Origin of the sequence: Aeromonas sp. R6-1, assembly GCF_040908165.1 — a bacterium.
Lineage (GTDB): Bacteria > Pseudomonadota > Gammaproteobacteria > Enterobacterales > Aeromonadaceae > Aeromonas > Aeromonas caviae.
This window is the reverse complement of sequence record NZ_JBFODF010000023.1, coordinates 15,787-37,118: the sequence shown is the minus strand read 5'-3', so window position 1 is coordinate 37,118 and position 21,332 is coordinate 15,787. Positions and strand designations below refer to the sequence as shown.

General features: G+C 62.0%; 22 protein-coding genes. 6 read left to right on the top strand and 16 right to left on the bottom strand.

Translation table 11 applies throughout. From position 1 onward, the window contains the following. The first annotated feature begins 157 nt into the window (after positions 1 to 157). The 3 genes from prfC (at position 158) to AB5Y68_RS05735 (ending at position 2,778) form a co-directional block, all read left to right on the top strand. Positions 158 to 1,747 (top strand): peptide chain release factor 3, encoded by a 1,590-nt coding sequence (gene prfC, locus AB5Y68_RS05745; protein WP_089503670.1) that lies wholly within the window; start codon positions 158 to 160, stop codon positions 1,745 to 1,747. A 169-nt stretch (positions 1,748 to 1,916) separates the two neighbouring features. Next, positions 1,917 to 2,255, top strand: a complete 339-nt coding sequence (locus tag AB5Y68_RS05740) for a nuclear transport factor 2 family protein (protein ID WP_039039412.1) — start codon at positions 1,917 to 1,919, stop codon at positions 2,253 to 2,255. Between the two features lie 73 nt (positions 2,256 to 2,328). Beyond that, entirely contained in the window at positions 2,329 to 2,778 is a 450-nt protein-coding gene (locus AB5Y68_RS05735; RefSeq protein ID WP_010672919.1) for an N-acetyltransferase, read from the top strand. 179 nt (positions 2,779 to 2,957) lie between these two features. Here AB5Y68_RS05735 and AB5Y68_RS05730 read toward each other — a convergent pair whose 3' ends face one another. The 3 genes from AB5Y68_RS05730 to AB5Y68_RS05720 form a co-directional block, all read right to left on the bottom strand. After that, positions 2,958 to 3,419, bottom strand: coding sequence for an acyltransferase (locus AB5Y68_RS05730; RefSeq protein ID WP_039039413.1), 462 nt, complete (start codon positions 3,417 to 3,419; stop codon positions 2,958 to 2,960). Then, positions 3,416 to 4,342, bottom strand: a complete 927-nt coding sequence (locus tag AB5Y68_RS05725) for a bifunctional helix-turn-helix transcriptional regulator/GNAT family N-acetyltransferase (protein ID WP_039039414.1) — start codon at positions 4,340 to 4,342, stop codon at positions 3,416 to 3,418. The genes AB5Y68_RS05730 and AB5Y68_RS05725 overlap by 4 nt, the downstream gene beginning before the upstream one ends. A gap of 192 nt (positions 4,343 to 4,534) precedes the next feature. After that, positions 4,535 to 5,572 carry an alkene reductase gene (locus AB5Y68_RS05720; protein ID WP_039039415.1) on the bottom strand — a complete coding sequence of 346 codons (1,038 nt, stop codon included), beginning with the start codon at positions 5,570 to 5,572 and terminating at the stop codon, positions 4,535 to 4,537. A 167-nt stretch (positions 5,573 to 5,739) separates the two neighbouring features. On the opposite strand from AB5Y68_RS05720, the gene AB5Y68_RS05715 reads away from it, so the two are divergent. Continuing rightward, entirely contained in the window at positions 5,740 to 6,306 is a 567-nt protein-coding gene (locus tag AB5Y68_RS05715; protein ID WP_039039416.1) for a TetR/AcrR family transcriptional regulator, read from the top strand. Between the two features lie 155 nt (positions 6,307 to 6,461). Here the strand turns inward: AB5Y68_RS05715 and AB5Y68_RS05710 are convergent, their stop codons facing one another. After that, entirely contained in the window at positions 6,462 to 7,373 is a 912-nt protein-coding gene (locus AB5Y68_RS05710) for a LysR family transcriptional regulator (RefSeq protein ID WP_039041291.1), read from the bottom strand. Between the two features lie 145 nt (positions 7,374 to 7,518). Between AB5Y68_RS05710 and aguA the strand changes: the two genes are divergently transcribed. Beyond that, positions 7,519 to 8,616, top strand: coding sequence for an agmatine deiminase (gene aguA / locus AB5Y68_RS05705; RefSeq protein WP_039041292.1), 1,098 nt, complete (start codon positions 7,519 to 7,521; stop codon positions 8,614 to 8,616). 127 nt (positions 8,617 to 8,743) lie between these two features. Beyond that, entirely contained in the window at positions 8,744 to 10,447 is a 1,704-nt protein-coding gene (locus AB5Y68_RS05700; RefSeq protein WP_039041293.1) for an amidase, read from the top strand. Positions 10,448 to 10,566: 119 nt separating this feature from the next. On the opposite strand, the gene AB5Y68_RS05695 is transcribed toward AB5Y68_RS05700, so the two are convergent. From AB5Y68_RS05695 to AB5Y68_RS05640, 12 genes are all read right to left on the bottom strand, one after another. Then, a complete protein-coding gene (locus AB5Y68_RS05695; protein ID WP_200886042.1) occupies positions 10,567 to 11,010 on the bottom strand; it encodes a hypothetical protein in 444 nt (147 codons plus the stop codon). A gap of 3 nt (positions 11,011 to 11,013) precedes the next feature. Beyond that, positions 11,014 to 11,466, bottom strand: coding sequence for a Panacea domain-containing protein (locus AB5Y68_RS05690; protein WP_039041314.1), 453 nt, complete (start codon positions 11,464 to 11,466; stop codon positions 11,014 to 11,016). Between the two features lie 627 nt (positions 11,467 to 12,093). After that, positions 12,094 to 12,489: a hypothetical protein gene (locus AB5Y68_RS05685; RefSeq protein WP_039041295.1), complete on the bottom strand. Its 396-nt coding sequence runs from the start codon at positions 12,487 to 12,489 to the stop codon at positions 12,094 to 12,096. A 235-nt stretch (positions 12,490 to 12,724) separates the two neighbouring features. Beyond that, positions 12,725 to 13,234, bottom strand: coding sequence for a hypothetical protein (locus tag AB5Y68_RS05680; RefSeq protein ID WP_052258941.1), 510 nt, complete (start codon positions 13,232 to 13,234; stop codon positions 12,725 to 12,727). A gap of 168 nt (positions 13,235 to 13,402) precedes the next feature. Further along, on the bottom strand, positions 13,403 to 14,008 hold the full coding sequence (locus AB5Y68_RS05675) for a LysE family translocator (RefSeq protein ID WP_010672933.1): 606 nt from the start codon (positions 14,006 to 14,008) through the stop codon (positions 13,403 to 13,405). A 16-nt stretch (positions 14,009 to 14,024) separates the two neighbouring features. Then, complete coding sequence (locus AB5Y68_RS05670) at positions 14,025 to 14,852, bottom strand: AraC family transcriptional regulator (protein WP_039041296.1); 828 nt, start codon at positions 14,850 to 14,852, stop codon at positions 14,025 to 14,027. 144 nt (positions 14,853 to 14,996) lie between these two features. Next, positions 14,997 to 16,310, bottom strand: a complete 1,314-nt coding sequence (locus AB5Y68_RS05665) for a ferric reductase-like transmembrane domain-containing protein (RefSeq protein WP_039041297.1) — start codon at positions 16,308 to 16,310, stop codon at positions 14,997 to 14,999. Positions 16,311 to 16,531: 221 nt separating this feature from the next. Then, a complete protein-coding gene (locus AB5Y68_RS05660) occupies positions 16,532 to 17,785 on the bottom strand; it encodes a DEAD/DEAH box helicase (protein ID WP_039041298.1) in 1,254 nt (417 codons plus the stop codon). A 110-nt stretch (positions 17,786 to 17,895) separates the two neighbouring features. Further along, positions 17,896 to 19,362 (bottom strand): GGDEF domain-containing protein, encoded by a 1,467-nt coding sequence (locus AB5Y68_RS05655; RefSeq protein ID WP_039041299.1) that lies wholly within the window; start codon positions 19,360 to 19,362, stop codon positions 17,896 to 17,898. 218 nt (positions 19,363 to 19,580) lie between these two features. Continuing rightward, positions 19,581 to 20,234 (bottom strand): DUF799 domain-containing protein, encoded by a 654-nt coding sequence (locus AB5Y68_RS05650; protein ID WP_039041300.1) that lies wholly within the window; start codon positions 20,232 to 20,234, stop codon positions 19,581 to 19,583. After that, complete coding sequence (locus AB5Y68_RS05645; RefSeq protein WP_010672939.1) at positions 20,231 to 20,590, bottom strand: DUF4810 domain-containing protein; 360 nt, start codon at positions 20,588 to 20,590, stop codon at positions 20,231 to 20,233. The genes AB5Y68_RS05650 and AB5Y68_RS05645 overlap by 4 nt, the downstream gene beginning before the upstream one ends. An 11-nt stretch (positions 20,591 to 20,601) precedes the next feature. After that, positions 20,602 to 21,273: a CsgG/HfaB family protein gene (locus AB5Y68_RS05640; protein ID WP_029313711.1), complete on the bottom strand. Its 672-nt coding sequence runs from the start codon at positions 21,271 to 21,273 to the stop codon at positions 20,602 to 20,604. Positions 21,274 to 21,332 lie beyond the last annotated feature (59 nt).

The window sequence follows — 21,332 nt, the reverse complement described above, 5'->3', positions numbered from 1 at the left end:
CAGACCCATGTAATGCAACGCGCTTCTCCTGTCTCCACCGGCGGTCACTGACCCGCCCGCGTGGTGTCGTTGTCTGCATGGGCGCCCTGATTCCAAGGTGCTGTCCCGCATTTTTCCCACGGTGGCTCCAGGCCGCCGCTCAATAGAAGAACGTCGAATTATGTCAGCTGAATTTCTGAGTGAAGTCTCCAAGAGACGCACTTTTGCGATCATCTCGCACCCGGATGCGGGTAAAACCACCATTACCGAAAAGGTCCTGCTGTTCGGACAGGCCATTCAGCGCGCCGGTACCGTCAAGGGCCGTGGCTCGGGCCAGCACGCCAAATCCGACTGGATGGAGATGGAGAAGCAGCGCGGTATCTCCATCACCACTTCCGTGATGCAGTTCCCCTACGCCGACTGCCTGGTCAACCTGCTCGATACCCCGGGTCACGAGGACTTCTCCGAAGATACCTACCGTACCCTCACGGCGGTCGACTGCTGCCTGATGGTCATCGACGCCGCCAAGGGTGTTGAAGACCGGACCCGCAAGCTGATGGAAGTGACCCGTCTGCGGGATACCCCCATCCTCACCTTCATGAACAAGCTGGACCGCGAAGTGCGCGATCCGATGGAGGTCATGGACGAGGTGGAGCGCGAGCTCAACATCATGTGCGCCCCCATCACCTGGCCCATCGGCTGTGGCAAGTCCTTCAAGGGTGTCTATCACCTCTACAAGGACGAGACCTACCTCTATCAGAGCGGTCAGGGCCACACCATCCAGGAGAAGCGGGTGGTCAAGGGGTTGAACAACCCCGAGCTGGATGCCGCCATCGGCGACGATCTGGCGGCCCAGCTGCGTGGCGAGCTGGAGCTGGTGCAGGGCGCCTCTCCCGAGTTCGATCACGATGCCTTCATCGCCGGCGAGATGACCCCGGTCTTCTTCGGGACCGCCCTTGGCAACTTCGGTGTCGACCACATGCTGGACGGCCTGACCGACTGGGCGCCAGCCCCCATGCCGCGCAAGGCCGAGAGCCGCGAAGTGGTAGCCACCGAGGAGAAGTTCTCCGGCTTCGTGTTCAAGATCCAGGCGAACATGGACCCGAAACACCGCGACCGTATCGCCTTTATGCGCATCGTGTCAGGTACTTACAGCAAGGGCATGAAGATGCGCCACGTGCGCATCGGCAAGGACGTGAACATCTCCGACGCCGTCACCTTCATGGCCGGTGACCGTGAACAGGCGGTCGAGGCCTGTGCCGGCGACATCATCGGTCTGCACAACCACGGCACCATCCAGATCGGCGACACCTTCACCCAGGGTGAAGATCTCAAGTTCACCGGTATCCCGAACTTCGCGCCGGAACTGTTCCGCCGTATCCGCCTGCGTGACCCCCTCAAGCAGAAGCAACTGCTCAAGGGGTTGGTGCAGCTCTCCGAAGAGGGGGCGGTGCAGGTGTTCCGTCCGCTCATCAGCAACGATCTCATCGTCGGTGCGGTCGGTGTGCTGCAGTTCGACGTGGTGGTCTCGCGCCTCAAGAGCGAGTACAACGTCGAGGCCATCTACGAGGCGGTCAACGTCGCCACCGCCCGCTGGGTGGAAGGGACCGACGTCAAGAAGTTCGAGGAGTTCAAGCGCAAGAACGAGGTCAACCTGGCCCTTGATGGGGGTGACAACCTCACCTACATCGCGCCGACCATGGTCAACCTGCGCCTGGCCCAGGAGCGTCACCCGGACGTTCACTTCCGCCAGACCCGCGAACACTGATCACCCCGCCCGCGCCCAGCGGGTGGCTGATGACCAGAGAGACCCCGCTTCGGCGGGGTTTTTTTGTTATGAGGCGTTTCATTGGAAGGGGCGGCGATCCCCATCCGGGGCTTGATTGGTGAATAAAAATCAAGGATAAGTGATTTAAATTTCATGCATGGAGAGAGACATGTCCGTCACCCAACCCGTAGAGGCGCAGTTTGCCGCCTACAATGCCCACGACCTCGATGCCTTCGTGGCCTGCTTTGCCCCGGATTTCAAAGGCTATCGCATGCCGACCGAGACGCCGAGCACAGTCGGCAAGGGGGCGCTGCGGGCCTTCTATGCGCAGCACAGATTCAACAACCCGCTGCTCAAGGCCGAGCTGCTGTCACGCACCGTCTTGGGCAACAAGGTGTTCGATCACGAGCTGATCCACGGCCTCTCCCCCGAGCCCATCGAGAGCGTGGCGGTGTTCGAGGTGAAGGAGGGTCTTATCCAGACCGCCTGGTTCTATTTCCCCTCTTAAACCCGACACTGTATTTGCCATACGGCCCCATCCTATTGCACCGCTGTGCAGGGAAGGGTGACAAGGAGATGCCATGCAGATATTCCAGGCCACGTTGGCCCACATTGAAGAAACCAGCCGTCTGTTTGATGCCTATCGGCAGTTTTATGGGCAAGCGCCGGACAGAGATGAGGCAACCCGATTCATCGGAGAACGCCTTCAGGGGGCGGATTCAGTTATCTTTCTGGCACGCAACGAGGCGGGAGAGTGGGCAGGCTTTGTCCAGTTGTATCCGGCATTCTCTTCCGTCGCGATGAAGAGGATGTGGTACCTCAATGATCTTTATGTCGTCGAGTCAGCTCGCCAGCAGGGTGTGGCAAGAGCGCTGCTGAAACGGGTGGCCAGCTTTGCCAGGGAGACAGATGCCCTGACCGTCAAACTGGCGACGGCTGTCTCCAATCAACCTGCAAAATTACTTTATGAATCAGAGGGGTATCAAAAGGTAATCGCCTTTGATCACTATACCCAGCGGGTTGGAGCCTGACAGGCGTTATGTGTCACTGTCCATGAGATGGATGGCAATCGCTCTTCTGGGGAGGCGCGGTGTCAGCTTGGGGCCGTGATACGGGGTAAACGGGCTCGCGGGGTATCGACAGATTGCCTGTCCGGCCCCCTTCTATCCTTGCGGGAGAAGGGGGGGGAGGGGGGAATTGGCGCTTCTGGCTAGAAAGTACGCAGCAATCTGGCGGGGTTGCCGGCATAGGTGCCAGGGACAGTGATGTCCCGGGTCACCACTGCGCCGGCACCGATGACGGCTCCCTGGCATATCCGTACCGGCAAAATGGTGGCGTTTGAACCGATGGATACCCCATCCCCGATGTGGGTTCGGCCCCAACTGGCGGGATCCGGGTCGGGGGCGCCGCTTTGAAAGAGGTCATTGGCAAACATGACGCCGTGACCGATAAAACAGCGCTCACCTATGGTCACATGCTCACAGATAAAGCTGTGGGACTGGATGCGGGTTGCGCGACCTATGGAGACGTTCGACTGTATCTCCACGAAGGGGCCGACAAAGACATCGTCAGCCAGGGTACAGCCGTAGAGATTGACAGGCTCAACCAGCTTCACCCTTTCACCGAAGCTGACATCTCGTATGCCGACAGAGAGTCGGGTTGGTTCACTCATCTCCCCTCCTTCCCGTCGAGCGCCAGTACCATGCAGATCTCGCAGGCGTCGTGGCCCGTGCAGCCAAGGGGCCCCGGCAGGTGTTCGAAGCCCAGGGATTCATAGAGGGCGGTGGCTTCCCGCAGCACGGCGGTGGTCTCCAGATAGCAGCGCTGGTAACCCAGGGCGCGAGCCTCGGCCAGCGCCTGCAACACCAGCCGCCGTCCCAGCCCCAGCCCTCGCAGGGCGGGCAGGAAGTACATCTTCTGCAGCTCGCACACATCCGGTGCCCCCGCCAGCGGCGCTATGCCGCCCCCGCCAAGAATTGTGCCGTCCGGTCCCTCAATCACCCAGTAGCGGCTGCGCTCCCCCTGATAGGTCTCGTGGAGAAAATCGAGGTTGGGATCCGCCACCCCGTACCCCTTGTCGGCGGTGAGGCCGTATTCGGCGGAGACGGCGCGCACCACGGCGGCGATCCGGGGATTGTCGGCCGGGGTGATGGGGCGGATGACGAACCCCTGCTGGCGGCGGGCGCGGGAGAGGGCGCTGCGATAGAGCCGCATGCCCTCCCAGATCTGCTCGCACTCGGCGGGGGAGAGCTGGGCCAGGGCCCCCGCCATGGTCTCGTCCATCTGCCGGTGCAGCTCCTCAAGCTGTGCCTTGCCCGGCTCGGTGAGGCTCGCCTCCTTGCTGCGCCCGTCCGAGGGGTGGGGTTGCCAGGCGATAAGCTCCCGCTCGGCGAGGCGGGCCAGGGGGCGGCTGGCGTTGGACTTGTCGATGCGAAGGCGCTCGGCAAGCTGCTGGTTGGTGGCGGGACCGTTCTCCAGCTCGATGAGCAGGTGGGCCTCCAGGGGGCTCAGGGCCAGCGAGCCGCACTGCTGGGAGAGCATGCCGAGTTCGCGTACCAGTTCCCTCGACAGGGCGCGCAGGGGGCGGGGATCCATGGGGTTGTCTCCTAGTGATGGTATTTGGTTGTTATGCGCAACCAATACCATCTTTTGGTTGTTGATGACAACTATTTGCGTGAAAAAGGGCGAAAGGCAGGCAGAAAAAAGGGCCCGGGAGAGGGCCCAAACATTGGAAACCCGCGCGGGGGCGCGGATCCCATCCTTGGTCAGGCAAGGCGCCGGCGAGGGTTAGACCAGTTCCGCCAGCATGGTGTCGGCATAGGGGGTCAGCGCCTCTCCCTGCTTCACCTTGGCGAGGTAGTCCGGGTTGGCGATGAGGGGGCGACCGATGGCGACGAGGTCGAAGCGGTCCGCCTCGATGGCCTCGAGCGCGGTCTCGGCGCTGTAGTTGCCCACCCCCACCAGGTGGCCGTCGTAGCGGGCACGCAGGTAGTCGGAGGCGCGACCGTCCAGGTAGTCGAAGGTGAGGCTGTCATCGAAGATACCCAGGTGCAGATAGGCCAGAGTGCGCTGGTTCAGCTCGGCCAGCAGGTGGTCGAACACGGCGCGATCCCGGGCATCCCCTTCCAGGTGCACATAGGCGCCGGGGGAGAGACGAAGTCCGGTGCGATCCCCGCCAATGCGGGCGGCGATGGCATCCACCACCTCGAGGGCGAAGCGGCTCATGTTCTCGGGGCTGCCGCCGTAGTTGTCGGTGCGCAGGTTGCTGGCGTGGTGCAGGAACTGATCGATGAGGTAGCCGTTGGCACCGTGGATCTCCACCCCGTCAAAGCCCGCCTCGATGGCGTTGGCGGCGGCCTGGGCGTAATCCTCGACCAGCTGGGCGATTTCGCTCCCGGTCAGGGCGCGGGGCACCTGATAGACCAGCTCGCGCATGCGCGGCACCGTGCCCTCATGGGCGACGGCGGAGGGGGCCAGCACTTCGGCGTGGTGGAAGAAGGGGTGGGAGAGACGGCCCACGTGCCACAGCTGGGCGAAGATCTTGCCACCGTTGGCATGCACGGCGCTGGTCACTTTCTTCCAGCCGGCGATCTGTTCGGCGCTGTAGAGCCCCGGGGTATTGGGGTAGCCCTGCCCGTCCGGACGGATGATGGTGGCTTCGGAGATGATGAGGCCGATGTCGGCGCGGCGGCCGTAGTAGGCGGCCATCTGTTCGGTGGGCACCAGACCCGGGCCAGCCATGCAGCGGGTGAGGGGGGCCATCATGAAACGGTTCGCGAGGGTGAGGGTGTCGTTGAGGCGATAGGGCTGAAACAGGGTATTCATGATCGTCTGTCCTGAGGGAGTGATTCTTGAACGGGCATTCAAGACGTTTTTTGGTTTGTGTGCAAGTATTTTTTGAGCAAGCATTCAACATGGATTGACGGGGGAGGCTGGGGTAAACTTGCCGCCCTGTTTTTTCCGTCCCGCGGGACCTTGCCACCGGAGACCCCATGCGCAGCGCCGAATACGATCGGGATGCCGTCTTGCGAAACGCCATGGAAGCCTTTCGCGCCAAAGGCTATGCCAAGACCACCATGCAGGAGCTGGTGGCCGCAACCGGCCTGCACCCGGGCAGCCTCTATGCCGCCTTTGGCAACAAACGCGGCCTGCTGCTGGCGGCGGTCGATCACTATGTGGCAGAGAAGGGGGCCCTGCGCCGTCGCTGCCTGGCACAGCCCAGCCCGCTGGCGGGGCTGCACGCCTTCCTCGAGCAGGTGGTGGACGATGCCCTGCAGGGCTCCTGCCTGCTGACCCGCACCCTGATGGAGCTGGCGGAGCAGGACGAGGAGCTGCACCTTCGCTTCAAGGCCATCTACGGCGAGCTGGAACAGGATCTGGCCGGGCAGCTGGCCCTGGCAAAGGCGCAGGGAGAGCTGGCAAAAGAGGGGGACATCCCCACCCTGACCGCCTTCTTGCAGGTCCATATCCAGGGACTGGTCACCTTCGCCCAGTGTCACCCCGACCGCCCTCTGCTGACCGGTGTCGTTGCCCGGATGATGAGCGCCCTGCGGACGTGATGGCGAGGATGGAAACAACAAAGGCTCCCGCGGGAGCCTTTGTTGTTGCTGGGAATGCCCCTCGCAGCAGGGATTTTGCCCCCTTCTCCCGCTCATTTACAAAAGAATGGGAGAAGAGTTGGGGATGAGGGGGAGGAACTGCCAGTCGCAGCCGCTTAGCCCGGATTCACCAGATCCTTCATCAACGCCTTCAACCAGATCAACGCCGGTTGCTGGGCGTGGACCGGGTGCCAGACGCAGTTGAGGTGATAGTCCGGCACGTCGTCGGGCAGGGGCAGGCTTTTCAGCGGCCAGTGGCTGGCGAGCAGCTCCGCCACCATGCTGGGCAGCACCAGCAGGTGATCGCTCTGGCTCACGATGGCGGCGGCGGACATATAGCTCTGGCTGTTGACCGAGATGGTGCGGCTATGGCCCAGGCTCTGCAAATAGCGGTCGAGGCTCGCCTCCGAGGTGCCGAGCGGCGAGTGGAACACATGGGGCATCTCGATTAGCTGCTCGAGGGTGATGCGCTCCTCCTCCAGCTCCAGGGTGGCGCGTACCAGCCCGGCCAGGGGTTCGGTGAGCCAGGTCTCCTTGCCCAGATACCCCGGCACCTGCATGTACTCGTCAAACCCCAGCACGAGATCTATCTCGCCGCTCGCCAGCTCGGCTTCCGGCAGGGTATCGCGCAGGATGCGGATCTCGATGGTGACGCCCGGCGCCAGCTTTCTGAGGCGCTGGATAAGGGGCGGGATCAGCACGCACTCCACGTAATCCGTGGTGCAGAGCACGAAGCGGCGCTTCGACTGACGCGGCGCGAACTCGTCCTCCTCCCAGAGTTGCTGCTCCAGCAGCCGCAGCGCCTGCTGCACCCCCAGATGCAGGCGCTGGGCCCGGGGAGTCGGCAACATCCCCTGGGGCGTGCGCACCAGCAGGGGGTCGCCGAGAAAGGCCCGCAACCGGCCGAGGGAGTGGCTCATGGCGGGCTGGCTGATAAAGAGCGATTCGGCGGCGCGGGTCACGCTCCCTTGCGTCATCAGAGCGTCAAAGGCGAGCAGCAGATTGAGGTCGAGCTGGTGCAGTTTCATGGGGGGATTATTCGCCGTGTTTATGGGACAATTAATCCTATTCATTTGATGGATGGGCGCGCAACTTCTTACACTGCGACCCACTCTTATTTTTTCAGGGTTCCCAGGCAAATCGGGAGCCTCAATCCATGCAAGGAGCCTTGCGATGAGCATCAAGACCATGAATTCCACGCCGGCCGCCGACGGCTTCACCATGCCCGCCGAGTGGGCTCACCAGCAGGCCGTCTGGATGATCTGGCCGTTCCGCCCGGACAACTGGCGGGAAGCCGGTCGCTTCGCCCAGGCCACCTTCGCCAAGGTGGCCGATGCCATCGGTGGCGCGACGCCGGTCTTTATGGGGGTGCCGGCCCAGTTTATGGAGCAGGCCCGTGGCGTCATGCCCGCCCACGTTACCCTGGTCGAGATGGCCAGCGATGACTGCTGGGCCCGCGACACTGGCCCCACCATCGTCACCAACGCCGCCGGCGAGTGCCGTGGGGTGGACTGGGGCTTCAACGCCTGGGGCGGTCACAAGGGGGGTCTCTACTACCCGTGGAACCAGGATGAAGAGGTCGCTGCCCGGATGCTGGAACAGCACGGCATGGATCGTTACGACGCGCCGCTCATTCTGGAAGGGGGCTCCATCCATGTGGATGGCGAAGGCACCTGCCTGACCACCGCCGAGTGCCTGCTCAACGAAAACCGCAACCCGCACCTGACCAAAGCGCAGATCGAAGCTTACTTACGCGACTATCTGGGTGTGAAGAGCGTTATCTGGCTGGACGAAGGGGTCTACATGGACGAGACCGACGGCCACATCGACAACATGTGCTGCTTCGTGCGTCCGGGTGAAGTGGCCCTGCACTGGACCGACGACCAGAACGATCCCCAGTACGCCCGCTCCCTGGCCGCCCTCCAGGTGCTGGAAGCGGCGGTGGACGCCAAGGGTCGCAAGCTGAAAGTGTGGAAGCTGCCCCAGCCGGGCCCGCTGTTCTGCACTGAAGAGGAGTCAGCCGGCGTCGAGAGCGGCAGCGGTGTGCCGCGCGAGGCAGAAGGCCGTCTGGCCGGTTCCTACGTGAACTTCCTCATCACCAACGATCGCATCGTCTACCCGCTGCTGGATGCCGCCACCGACGGCGAAGCCCAGCGGATTCTGGAAGAGATCTTCCCGGAGCATAAGGTCGTCGGCGTGCCGGCCCGGGAGATCCTGCTGGGGGGTGGCAATATCCACTGCATTACCCAACAGATCCCGTCTGGCAAATAAGCTGGTCGAAGAGTGTAGAAATTCAAAACCCCACGCCGTGGGGTTTTATCTCTTGATAATGTGATGGTCGCAGGCGCCGATGCGGCGATCATCATGACAAACAGTCACCCTTTTACAGGAGATCCCCATGATCGAAGTGACCGAGGTTTCCATTGCCGAGCTGCGTGCTGCGCTCGAATCAGGCCGCACCACCGCGGTCGAACTGGTCGAGGCCTATCAGGCCCGGATCGCCGCCTATGACGGCCCCGAGACACAAACCCGCCTCAATGCCGTCGTGGTGCCCAACCCCGATGCCCTGAAAGAGGCCGAGGCTTCCGATGCCCGCCGCGCCCGTGGGGAAACCCTGGGGCCGCTCGACGGCATCCCCTACACCGCCAAAGACAGCTATCTGGTCAAGGGGCTGACCGCCGCCTCCGGCAGCCCGGCCTTCAAGGATCTGGTGGCCCAGCGCGACGCCTTTACCGTTGAGCGCCTGCGCGCCGCCGGTGCCATCTGCCTTGGCAAGACCAATATGCCGCCGATGGCCAATGGCGGCATGCAGCGCGGCGTCTATGGCCGCGCCGAGAGCCCCTACAACGCCGACTACCTGACCGCGCCCTTTGCCTCCGGCTCCTCCAACGGGGCCGGTACCGCCACCGCCGCCAGCTTCTCCGCCTTTGGTCTGGCGGAAGAGACCTGGTCGAGCGGCCGGGGCCCTGCCTCCAACAACGGTCTGTGCGCCTATACCCCGTCCCGTGGCGTCATCTCGGTGCGCGGCAACTGGCCCCTGACCCCGACCATGGATGTCGTCGTGCCCTATGCCCGCACCATGGCCGATCTGCTGGAAGTGCTGGATGTGGTGGTCGCCGACGATGCCGATACCCGTGGCGATCTGTGGCGCATGCAGCCCTGGGTGCAACTGCCCAAGGCCTCCGAAGTGCGTCCGGCTTCCTATCTGGAGCTGGCTGCCAAGGCCGATGCCCTCAAGGGCAAGCGCCTCGGCGTGCCGCGCATGTTTATCAACAAGGATGAACTGGCCGGCACCAGCGACAATCCCGGCATCGGCGGCCCGACCGGTCAGCGCATCCATACCCGTCCGTCCGTGATTGCCCTCTGGGAAGAGGCGCGCAAGGCGCTGGAAGCTGCTGGCGCCGAAGTCATCGAAGTGGACTTCCCGCTGGTCTCCAACTGCGAAGGGGACCGACCCGGCGCGCCGACCGTGTTCAATCGCGGTATCGTGAGCCCGGAGTTTCTCAACGACGAGCTGTGGGAGCTATCCGGCTGGGCGTTCGACGACTTCCTGCGCGCCAACGGCGATCCCAAGTTGAACAAGCTGGCCGATGTCGATGGGCCGAAGATCTTCCCCCACGATCCGGGCACCCTGCCAAACCGCGAGGGGGATCTGGCGGCGGGCATGGACGAGTACGTCAACATGGCCAAGCGCGGCATCAAGCGTTTCGACGAGATTGCCTCGGTGCCGGACGGCCTGCGCGGTCTGGAGCAGACCCGCAAGCTGGACCTGGAAGAGTGGATGGACGGGCTCAAGCTCGACGCCGTGCTGTTCCCGACCGTGGCCGACGTCGCCCCGGCTGACGCAGACGTGAATCCGGCCTCCGCCGACATCGCCTGGAGCAACGGCATCTGGGTGGCCAACGGCAACCTCGCCATTCGCCACCTCGGCGTGCCGACCGTCACCGTCCCCATGGGCGTGATGGCCGATATCGGCATGCCGGTTGGCCTGACCTTCGCCGGTCGCGCCTATGACGACAACAACCTGCTGCGCGTCGCCTCGGCCTTCGAGTCCACCGGCAGCAAGCGCCAGGTGCCGCCCCGCACGCCGCCGTTGGGGTGATTGGTGTCAGGAATTAAATATCACTAGTTTTTTCAGATAATAGCAAAAAAGCCACTCATCACATGGGTGGCTTTTACATATATTGTATTTGTTTTTGGTTATATGTGGAGGCATTGTTTTTATGGATACAGCTCATGAGAAGGATCCATCCACACAGCATAGAAAACATTATCTATAAAAAAGCCATGTATACGGCCATATTCATTTGCGCTGAATTGGAATTGATATGGTGTAACTGATTGCAGTTGTTCATTAAGATGGGAGAAACCTTTCTTTTCACTCGTTGTAGACCAATCAATTTTATGTGCTCTAAGAGATGTTCCTCCAGATTGTCTTAAATCACTAGCTTTTTGCTGTGATACATCTTTGAGTCTAGATAATATTTTAAAAATGTAATCTCCATCTTTAGCTTTGACACAAAATTTACCTTGAGGATGGTCTAGCTGTAAGTGCTTGAATGAGAAGATCATTGCGCCCGCTTCATTTGTTATTGAAGTCGCAGGCTTTACATTGGAAGCAGTTACGGCAGGAAGTTTTTTGGCTCTTGGTTGTTTTTTGCTCAAGAACTATTCCTCCTCAGCTACCTTATTATAAAAATCTAACATAATATTCTTTTTAATGATTTTTTCGCATGCTTCATCTGGTGCGCAATTCCCTCGAGCTTCAATCCAGGGGTATTCATTGTGAGTCATTTGTTCTAGCTCATAGCCACTGAATTTACCAAACACCTGATAAATTTCAGTCAGATGTTCTTTTTGCTCAGAAGTTAATTCAGGGAGTTCTATATCTTCAAGAATTGGGTTCCAACGGTACTCTTTAAATCTTTGGTAGAGTGAGCGCACGACTGGACCATGAATCCATGCTTCAAAGTCTTCTTCAATCAATGGTTCATTATTGTTTACAAGAAACCACGCATCTGCATAGTAAACCATTTTTTGTAACTTTAATTGGCTAATAAAATCACCATGTTCTCTCGCAAACGCCAGAAAAAAGTCAGCTACTTTATGTGCACTAATCATATTCCCCCCCATTTCTCTATTACGGAGTAGTGTGCCTGATTATAGATGTCATTTCACCTATTACATTATACGGATAGGACCGCTATCTGTGTTGCAGGTTCGAATAGCGAAGCGTATTCGGACGTTCGCGAACAGGAGGTCGCTGCTGATTGCTCCGGACTTTTCCCTGACTTCCCCCAGATTTCACCTTCTCTTCACACAATCCCATTTTCCCTTCACAAATCCCTTATATCTTCTGCCCACTGATAAATGGGCCTGCTTGCCACAGAGTGGCGAGGGGCAGGTAGAGAGGGGAGCAAGACGATGAAATCCTGGATCAAATACGGGCTGGCAGGGGCCTTGATACTGGTGGCGAGCTTCTGGGGTGGCAGCGTGCGGGCGGCGCAGATGCCCCTTGGCCTGGATGGCGCCTTGCCGGGGCAGATAGTCGCCCAGGCTGCGGCTCTCCCGAGTGGCACGTATTTCTTGTCTCTGGGGGGTCAACCATCGCTTGCTGCCGGGCGCAGCACTTCAGGGCATGGATAGCGGCCTTTAATCCAGACCATGGCGGTGACTGCGCGGCATATTGCTTATCTACACAGGCCGGTTGGTGCGCGGCGCAGTGGGTATCACGCCAGTCCGGGTGGCCTACCGCGTCTGATATTGGGCATCCAGCCAGGCGATGGCCTCTTGGGGGTCGTTGAATGCCCGGATATGGTCCGGGTGGGTGAGGGAGAGGCAGGAGAGGGCGATGTGATGGAGCACCTTGGCCGAATAGAGGGAGGCGATGGCCACCAGATTCTTCTGGGTCAGCCACTGATAGGTTTCCTGCAGATGGGGCAGGGCAGATAGCACCACCCCCTGATGCTGACGATGGTCCACCAGGGCGCAGAAACGCTTACCATCGAGACTGTTTACCACGCGCTTAATCTCCGTAATCCACGTCAGCATACCCTCTTCATTGAAAGGGCCGATCAGCTCGCAGGTGACCAGGTGTTCCTGCACATTGAAGATGAACTCACCGTGCTTTTTATCAAAGGACATACAACATTCTTATCCATGACCAGGGGCGGCAAGATGATGCTTATTCATTGCGTATGCATCAATACCCGAATGAGGGCTTGCTCGTGGCAGCTGTACTGCTGCGTTGACACCAGGAGATAAAGTGCTGGCCCGTGATGGCGATACGAGAACAACAGGTGGCGCCAGCGTGTTGCATCCGGATGCCGGGTAGTCCGGTCTGCACCCGGGGTGGCAATGCTCCTGCTTGCCCGGGCCCTTATCCCGGGGTGTCTTGTCCGGAAGGGGGGACGGCCTTGGTCAGGGCGTCGATGGCATTGGGGACGAATCGCTCGGAAAAACCGGCGATAAAGGCCCAGATGACGGCTTTGGCGGCATCCAGATTGGTTGCAGGAGAGGACAGGGTCAGCAGAGTCTGCAAGGAGACATAGGGGTGCTCCATGTGTTTGAACTTGGGAAACAGGTCCCCCTGGAGCAGGCTGCTGGCAAAGAGCCCGTAGGCGATAAAACCGAGAATGCCGGAAAAGAGCAGGGAGACATAAAACTGCGTCACGATCACCCGGGGTTGGCTGATGTGGGTAATGGCACCGCTGTCGTGCAGCCTGGCGAGACGGTAATAGTTGTTGATGACGGCCCCCACCGATCCGGCGAAGAAGATGGCGGTCATGATGTTGGAAATGAGCGGGATGGTTTGCAGCAGCAGTATCAGGGCAAGGCCTCCGAAGGAGATGAGGCCGCTGATGGCCAGGTGTTTGTAGTAGCGATCCATGGGTAGCTCCACATTGGGCAAGAGACCCTGTTGAGGATAGTCAGCCCATGGCGAAAATGACCCGAAAAGGCCGGTGCAGCGGTGCCCGGCCTTTGTCTGCTCTGTGAAGGCGAAACCCCGGCATAGGTGGGTGTGTCACCGGGGTTCTTGATGGAGCGCTTCGCCGGATCAGCCGGCCAGCGGTAGATAGACATGTTGGTAGGCCAGGGCGATGGCGCTGTAGAGCAGCAGGGCGGCCATCAGCAGGTTGAAGTACCTGAACCAGCGAGGATGTTGAAGATGACGTCCGATGAGACTGCCCGCCATCGAGTAGCTGCCGGGGGCGCCGGCGGCCAGCAGGCCGAGCAGCAGGGACCAGGGCAGCAGGCTCCAGCCGTGGATCTGGGCTGCCGGGAACTGGATGCTGGTGATGGGCAGGGTGGCGATCATGGCCTTGGGGTTGAGCAACTGGATGACGAAGCCGCTGCGCACCCCCAGAGGGCGGGCAGGCGCCTCGTTGGCACCGAGCTCGCCGCTGTCGCTGGCGATCTTGATGGCGAGATAGGCGATATAGAGGCACCCCACCAGGCTGACATAGATCAGGGTATCTTCCCGCACCAGGCGGGTGCCCGCCCAGCCAAAGAGCAGCAGGAGCACGAACATCGCCAAGCCGACCCCGAGGAAGAAGCCAAGGGAGGCGCGGGTGCGGCCACCCAGGCCTGCATTGAGGCCGATGAGGTTGACGGGGCCAGGGGTATACATGATGCCGATGGCATAGGCGAGAAGTTCAATCATGGGGTGTTCCTTGGGCTCAGCGGATCAGGCTGGCGCTGTATTGGGTGGGGGTCATGCCATAGATGCGCTTGAAGCGACGGTTGAGGTGACTGAGATCGGTGAAACCGAAGCGGTACACCAGATCCTGCGCTGACTCTCCGGCGGCCAAGGCGCGCCGGGCGGCATTGATGCGGCAGTTGATCACGTATTGATGGGGTGTGATGCCAAGCTGTTGGCGAAACAGCCGCAGGAAGTGGTACTTGGAGATGTTGGCCGCCGCGCTGATGTCGGCCAGGGAGATATCCTGCTGAAAGTGGGCGTGGATAAAGTCCCTGGCCTGCAACAGGAGGCGATCGATGCGACTCACCCGGCCATTGGGCTCAAAACGTCCCGCCTGCTGCATCACCCGGGTGGCGAGGCGATAGAGGGCAAACTCCTGCTCTATGCTGTCGGCCTGGCCGCGCACCGCCTGGGCCAGCTCGAGGATGCAGGCGCTCAGCGCCTCATCGCGCACCAGGGGCTTCAACAATCGGTAGGTCCCCATTGCCCGCTCGCCCGCAGCATCGGCAAACAGCGGGGTGAGTTCGTGGGGCGGAATGTAGAGCATGGTGTAGTCGAGGCTGGCGTTGTCACCGGCATGACCGTCGTGGACATCCCCGGGATTGAACTGGATGACGCTGCCTGCCGGGCTGGAGTGGGCTCCGCCGTGGCAGAAGAAGTTCTGCCGCCCGGCCAGAGTGACCCCGAAGGAGTACTCCTCGTGGGCGTGACGGTCGTAGCGAAATTCCGTCATGTTGACCCGCAGCGCAGTCAGGCTCGCCAGGTGCTGACTGTGTGCGAATATGAACTGGTTGTCCTGCGCCATCTTTCCCTCCTGTACCAGACTGCCCCCCTAATCTAGCCCCAAGCCTGTGTCGCCCGCTTGGACAATCTTGCTGTTTGCCGGCCCGAGTGCGCCTCGCACCGAGAAAAACGGCGCTGCCGATGGCTGGCTGCACCGACTGGCCCGTCAACGGAAGCGGAACAGCTCCCGGTGCAGCGGGGTGGCCAGGTGGGCATCCAGGCTCTGGGCCATGGGCTCGGGGCCGCAGAACCACACCGGGGTGTGCTGGCGTTTGCCCAGGGCGGCCAGATCCAGTCGGCCGCGCTCGGATTCCAGGTGCAATTGGTACTCGACCCCGGCCCGGCGGCACAGCTCGGCCAGCCGGGCGTGATAGGGGGCGGCCTCGGCGGTGGGGGCGCATTGCAGCAAGGTGGTGCCGGGGCGTTTTTCACCGCGGCGTACCAGGGCCTCCAGCCAGGCGACGAAGGGGGTGATGCCGATACCGGCGCCCACCCAGAGCGCGGGGGCCGGATCCGGCAGGGCGAAGGCGCCATAGGGGCCGGTCACGGTGACCGTATCCCCCACCTTGAGGTGGCGGTGCAGCCAGCGGGTGTGATCCCCGAGGGCGCGCACCGCCAGGGTGAGGGTACAGCCATCTGCCGAGACATCGACCAGGGTGTAGGGGTGGGGCTCGCCGCGCCCGGCGAAGTCGAAGAAGGCGAACTGCCCCGGGCGATAGCCGTGCAGGGGCGCGGTGAGGCCAACCCGGATCTCCAGGGTGCGCTCGTCCAGAGGGGTGAGGGCGCTGACCGCCCCTTGGCGGCGTGCGTCCCGTCCCACCCGGCCAAACAGGGAGTAGAGCGCCCCCAGAGCTCCCAGCCCGCCGCCGATAAGCAGGGTCAGGCCGACCGGGGTCAGGGCGCCGATGCGCGGCAGCAGGCAGAGCCCGTGCAGCCAGCCCATCAGATAGATGACCGGGGCCAGCCGGTGAACCACCTTGAAGCGCTCGTAGCGCACCACCGCCAGCAGGCTTACCACCACCAGCGCCAGCAGCAGATAGAAACTCCATTCCCCCAGGGTATTGCCGAGGCTGTGCCACAGGGCATCGTTGCCAGCACCAGCACCAGCACCAGCACCAGCACCAGCACCGCGGCGCGCCGGCCGGGTCAGCCAGTCGGCGGCGACGGCCCACTTGGGGGCTTCCACCAGCAGCCAGTGGGCCACCAGGGTGCCGGTGGCCCAGAGGGCGCTGCTGCGGTGCAGGTGCAACATGCGATCCAGCCCGCCGCACCAGGCTTCGAGCCTCGGCAGGCGCAGGGCGAGCAGCAAAGAGAGGGTCATGGCGCCAAGGCCAATCAGGCCGGTCAGGATCAGCAGCTCGTGGCGCCAAGGCCAGACGCTGGCGGGCCACTGGGTGAGGCCAGCGAGCCAGAGCAGGGTGAGGGTCAGGGGCAGGGCCCAGACGAGGGATGCGGGTTTCATGATGTCCTCCTTGTCCATGCCTCCATTGCACGCCTGCTTTGTGGCGAAAGTGTGCCCCCTGACTACCTCTTTTGTAGCAGAGTGTGGCAAAGGGTCGCCGGGTCAGGGCAAGCGGACTGAGGAGGAGGGCGCGGAGCAGAACAGGGGGGCAGGAAAGCGGTTGGCGTCACCCCACAGGCCTGGGTCTGGAGAGTGGTGATGCTGGGGCAGCCGCATGGCTGCCCCAGCAAACAGTCGTGTCAGGATTTTCGTCCCTTACCGCCCTTGTTGCCCGCGAGGGCTTGCTTTCTGGCCTTCTGCTTCTGGGCGCCCTTGCTGGCGCGGCGCGGCTCGGGGTCGAAGCGGGTGAGATCCGGCTCAAATCCCGGGAACCACTGCTGGGGCAGACGGGTGTCGAGCACTGCCTCCACCTTCTCTAGAAGCGGCGCGTCTTCCGGGCTGAACAGGGTGATGGCGAGTCCCTTGTTGCCGGCGCGGCCGGTGCGCCCGATGCGGTGGACGTAATCTTCGGGCTGATGGGGGAACTCCAGATTGATTACATGGTTGAGATCGCTGATATCGAGGCCGCGAGCCGCCACGTCGGTGGCCACCAGCGCCTGCAAGGTGCCGGCGCGAAACGCCAGCAGCACGTTTTCCCGTGCGCTCTGTGATAGATCCCCGTGGAAGGCGAGCGCATTGATGCCCCCCTTGCCAAGCTGCTGGGCCAGCTTGTCGGCCCCCTGGCGGGTGCGGCTGAAGATCAGCGCCGGTGCCCAGCCTTTCACGGTCAGCATGTGTTGGACCAGTGCCACTTTGCGATCGCTGTCCACCGCATAGACCCGCTGCTCCACCTCGGCCGCCGTGGTGTTGCGCGGTGCCACTTCCACCAGCGCCGGGTCGCGCAGCAGCACCTTGCAGAGGGCAAAGAGGTTGTCGTCGCAGGTGGCCGAAAACAGCAGGGTCTGGCGATCCGCCGGGATTTGCTTTAGCAGCGCCTTGATCTCGTCCATAAAGCCCATGTCGAGCATCCTGTCCGCCTCGTCAAACACCAGATGGCGCAGGGCTGCGAGGCTCAGCGCCCCCTGGCGCAGGTGATCGAGCAGGCGGCCCGGGGTGGCGATGAGGATATCCACCCCGGCGTTCAGCGCCTCCACCTGTGCGGCGATGCTCACCCCGCCGTAGACCTGGGTGCTGGTGAGGTCGGTGCCCCTGGTGTAGCGAGTGACGCTCTCGGCAACCTGCACCGCCAACTCGCGGGTCGGCACCAGCACCAGGGCGCGAATGGGGCGAGGGCCATCGCTCGTCGGGTGTTGCAGCAACTGCTCCAGCAGTGGCAGCACGAAGGCGGCGGTCTTGCCGGTGCCGGTCTGGGCGCCCGCCATCAGATCCCGCCCCGCGAGGATCAGGGGGATGGCGCTGGCCTGCACCGGGGTGGGGGCGGCGTAGCCGAGCTCGGTCAGGGTTTGCTGCAAGCGGGGGGAGAGGGCCAGTTCGGCGAAGGAGGCAATGGACATAGGGCACCAGTATGGGGTTATCCCGCCCCGTGGCAGGGACGGAAACAATCAGCGTGGCGGGATGGTAACAGATAGCGGGGGCGCGGCAGAAGCCGGGGCGCTCAGGGGGCCTAATCGGCGCCCGGATCGCGGACAAGGCGGATGGTCTGCCCCTGGTAATAGGCGATATTGCGTTTGCCGTGCTGCTTGACGTGATAGAGCAGGTCGTCGGCCAGTTGCACCGCCTCGGTCACCGTCAGGTAATCGCGAATGCGGGTCACTCCGGCGGAGAAGGTGATGGGGGCGGGCAGTTCGGGGATGCGCAATGGCCGCTCCAGCAGACGGGCGGCGGAGTGATGCATCATGTTGTCATCGTCCATCCCCTTGAACAGCACGATGAACTCTTCCCCGCCCCAGCGAATGGCGACATCGCCCTTGCGGATATTGGCCTTGAGGTGAGCGGCGAAGGCGACGAGCGCCAGGTCACCTACCCCGTGGCCATGGGTATCGTTGACGGACTTGAAGTTGTCGATGTCGAGGATCATCAGGTAGTCGTGCTCCTGCAGCAGCGCCTCGTTCAGGATGTCACGGCGCGGCAGTCGGGTCAGGTGGTCGGTCTGGGCCAGGGTGCGCAGGCGGGTAACCAGGCTGCGCCCCGTCAGCATCAGCAGCAGCATGACGATGAGATAGATCTTGAAGGCCGGCCCGTAGAGCACGGCCCGGGCAAAGTCACCGTAGCTGTATGACCACTTGAGGTAGAGGTCGCTACCCGCCTTGGTGCGCATCAGCGGCGTACTCAGGCAGAGGTGGAACGGACGGCAGGGTTCGACCTCCTCGAAGGAGAGGACGGTCCGGGTCGGGTTGAGATGTTCGAAGGGGCGCAGCACCTCCTTGAACGCCCGGTCGACGGCGATGTCGATGCCCTTGAGCCCATAGCGGTAGTCCTTGATGGCGGGCTCGTAATAGATGAAGGGGAAGTAGAGGGTGATGGCCTGCAACCCGGTGAAGGTGTCGGTATAGAGACCGGAGACCCAGGCTTCATCCGTGCTGCAGGGGACATGGGTGGCTGCGAAAAAGGCGCAGCCGAAATAGTGGGTCCAGGGCTCGATGTCGCTGAGGTCGGTGTTGATGGGCAACAACTGGCTCGGCAGCATCCCCTTGCTGGCGACCATGCCAAGCATGCGGCGATCATCATAGAAGGCGTAGAGGTTGAGGACCTCGGGGTTGGAGATGACGTACTGGTAGGCGAGGAGCATCTGGTTGGCCGGGGGCAACACGGGAATGACCGCCAGGCGCTTCAGGGTGGGGAGATCATAGCCATAGGCATAGGCCGTCGCATCCCCGTTCTCGCTGAAGATGGGCATCTTGATGCTGCTGTTGTCGATGAAGGCGGCCAGTTTCTCTGGCGCCAGGATGCGGGCCCGCTGATAGAACACCTCGAACAGGTTGGGCTGCTTGGCGGTGATGAGCGCCATGTCGTGCCTGATACGAAGGTAGGTGTAGTTGCACACCAATCCGAGCCCCATCAGGGCCAGGCAGAGCCAGCCAAGCCGGGTGAACCATCGACGGGGGAGGAAACGCAGCAGTGAGGCGGCCATGGCGTGAGCGCTCCCGTGGTGACAGAGGCCTTTTTTGTAACTGATTTTACCGGGCATCACCAGATGAAGTTGGTGGGGCGCCATGGGGTGTGCACAAAAATGAGCCAGCAATATCAAAAAGATAGACGATAAGATCGCATTCGATGGTGGGCGGGGGAAGGGGGGGGACTGAAACAAGAGGGCATGGCGCCCTCTTGCGTGGAGTGAGACGACACGCCTTAGCGAGCCTGGTATTTCGGCGAGCGGGGGCCAGGGAGGATGCCGTTGGGCATGTCGGCACTGAGCAGCCTGACGCTGGTGATGCCGGCGATTTCATGGCCCTTGTCGGTCAGGGTGTTGGCAATCTGATTGACCACCGCCACCACCAGCATGCCGATGAGGCCGCCCCCCGAATTGCCCTGCTGCTCGGCACTGCTGGCGCTGGCACTGCCTTCCCACAGCAGCTTGCCGGTGCGCAGATCCACCAGGCGGGCACTGGCGGTGACCACTGTCTCGCTGGAGATGACCAGATAGCTGGTGCCGTACTCCTTGATGTCGAGGTAGAGGGCGGTATCGGCACCGTAGATCTCGTGGAGCTTCTTGATGGGCAGCGCCTGGATGTCGGCGGGCTCGGTCACGCCGTTCTGCCGGAACGTCTCGTTGGTGACCGCCACCGGCAGCACGTAATAGCCGGACTCGGCGAGCGGATAGGTGATCTGGGATTGCAGGCTGGGGCCCGCCTTGATGTCCGGCGAGTGATTCACCGGCGGCAGCACCAGAATGGAGGTTGGTCTGCTCTCCTTGAAGTTGCTGTAGTCGTAGCCGGGGCCCTGTGCACAGCCGCCCAGGAGGAGGGCGCCCAGCGTGAGGGCAAGGAGGGTGCGTAGGGTCATTGGGTCTCTCCCTTCTTGTTGGACATCAGGAAGTTCATGAAGGGGGCCGATTCGGGGAAGAGGCGCTTCTCGGTTTCGAACTGCTCGCGAGTCTGGGCATCCTTGCCGAGCTGGGCGTACAGCATGCCGAGGTGAGCGTGAAAGCCCGGTGGCACAGCCTGCCCCTTGGCGCTCGCTTCTTGCTGGTTTTTCTCCAGCGCATCGATCTGCGCTTCGACCCCGGTGTCGTCACCCTGCATGTGCTGGTAAACCACTCCCTGATATTGATCCCAGTTGTAGAGCGTCTGCGGCCCCTGGGCGCAGGCGCTCAGCAGCAGGCCGCTGACCAGCAGCAGGGAAGGACGGAACAGCGTCATCTCGTCTCTCCTCACTGAGCCGGGCGCCAGGCACCGGTCTCGATGCCGTTCACCAGATTGTTGACGGCCTCGCGGATGGCGAGATCCAGCACCTTGCCGTTCAGGGTGGAGTCGTAGCTGGCGGTGCCGCCGAAGCCGACGATCTCGCGGTTGGAGAGTTCGTACTCCCCGGCACCCTGGGAAGAGAAGACCACTTCCGAGGTGGTGACGTTGACGATGTTCAGGTTGACCTTGGCATAGGCGATCTGTGACTTGCCGCGACCCAGGATGCCAAACAGCTGATGATCACCGACTTCCTTGCGACCAAACTCGGTGACGTCGCCGGTGACCACGTAGTCGGCGCCCTTGAGTTGCTGAGCCTGTTGCTTGATCCCGGCTTCGGCCTGGATTTCCGCCATGTTGTCGCGATCCAGCACGCTGAAGCGGCCGGTCTGCTGCAGGTGGGTGATCAGCACGGTTTTCGCCTGGTTGCCCAGCCGGTCCACGCCGTCGGAGAAGATGCCACGCATGTAGCTGGAACGGTTGTCGAACTTGCCGACGGCGATGGGGCTGCGTGCGCCCTGATAGTGGCTCTGATAGGAGGCAACCTTGGGTACCTCCAGGGTGCGCGACGACTCGCTCGCACAGGCTGTCAGCAAGCCCGCCATCAGGATGACACTGGATGAAACAACAAACTTCTTCATGTAAGGCCCCGTTATCAAAGGAAAAAACAGCGGCGGACTCTAACATGGTTCGTTGCGAA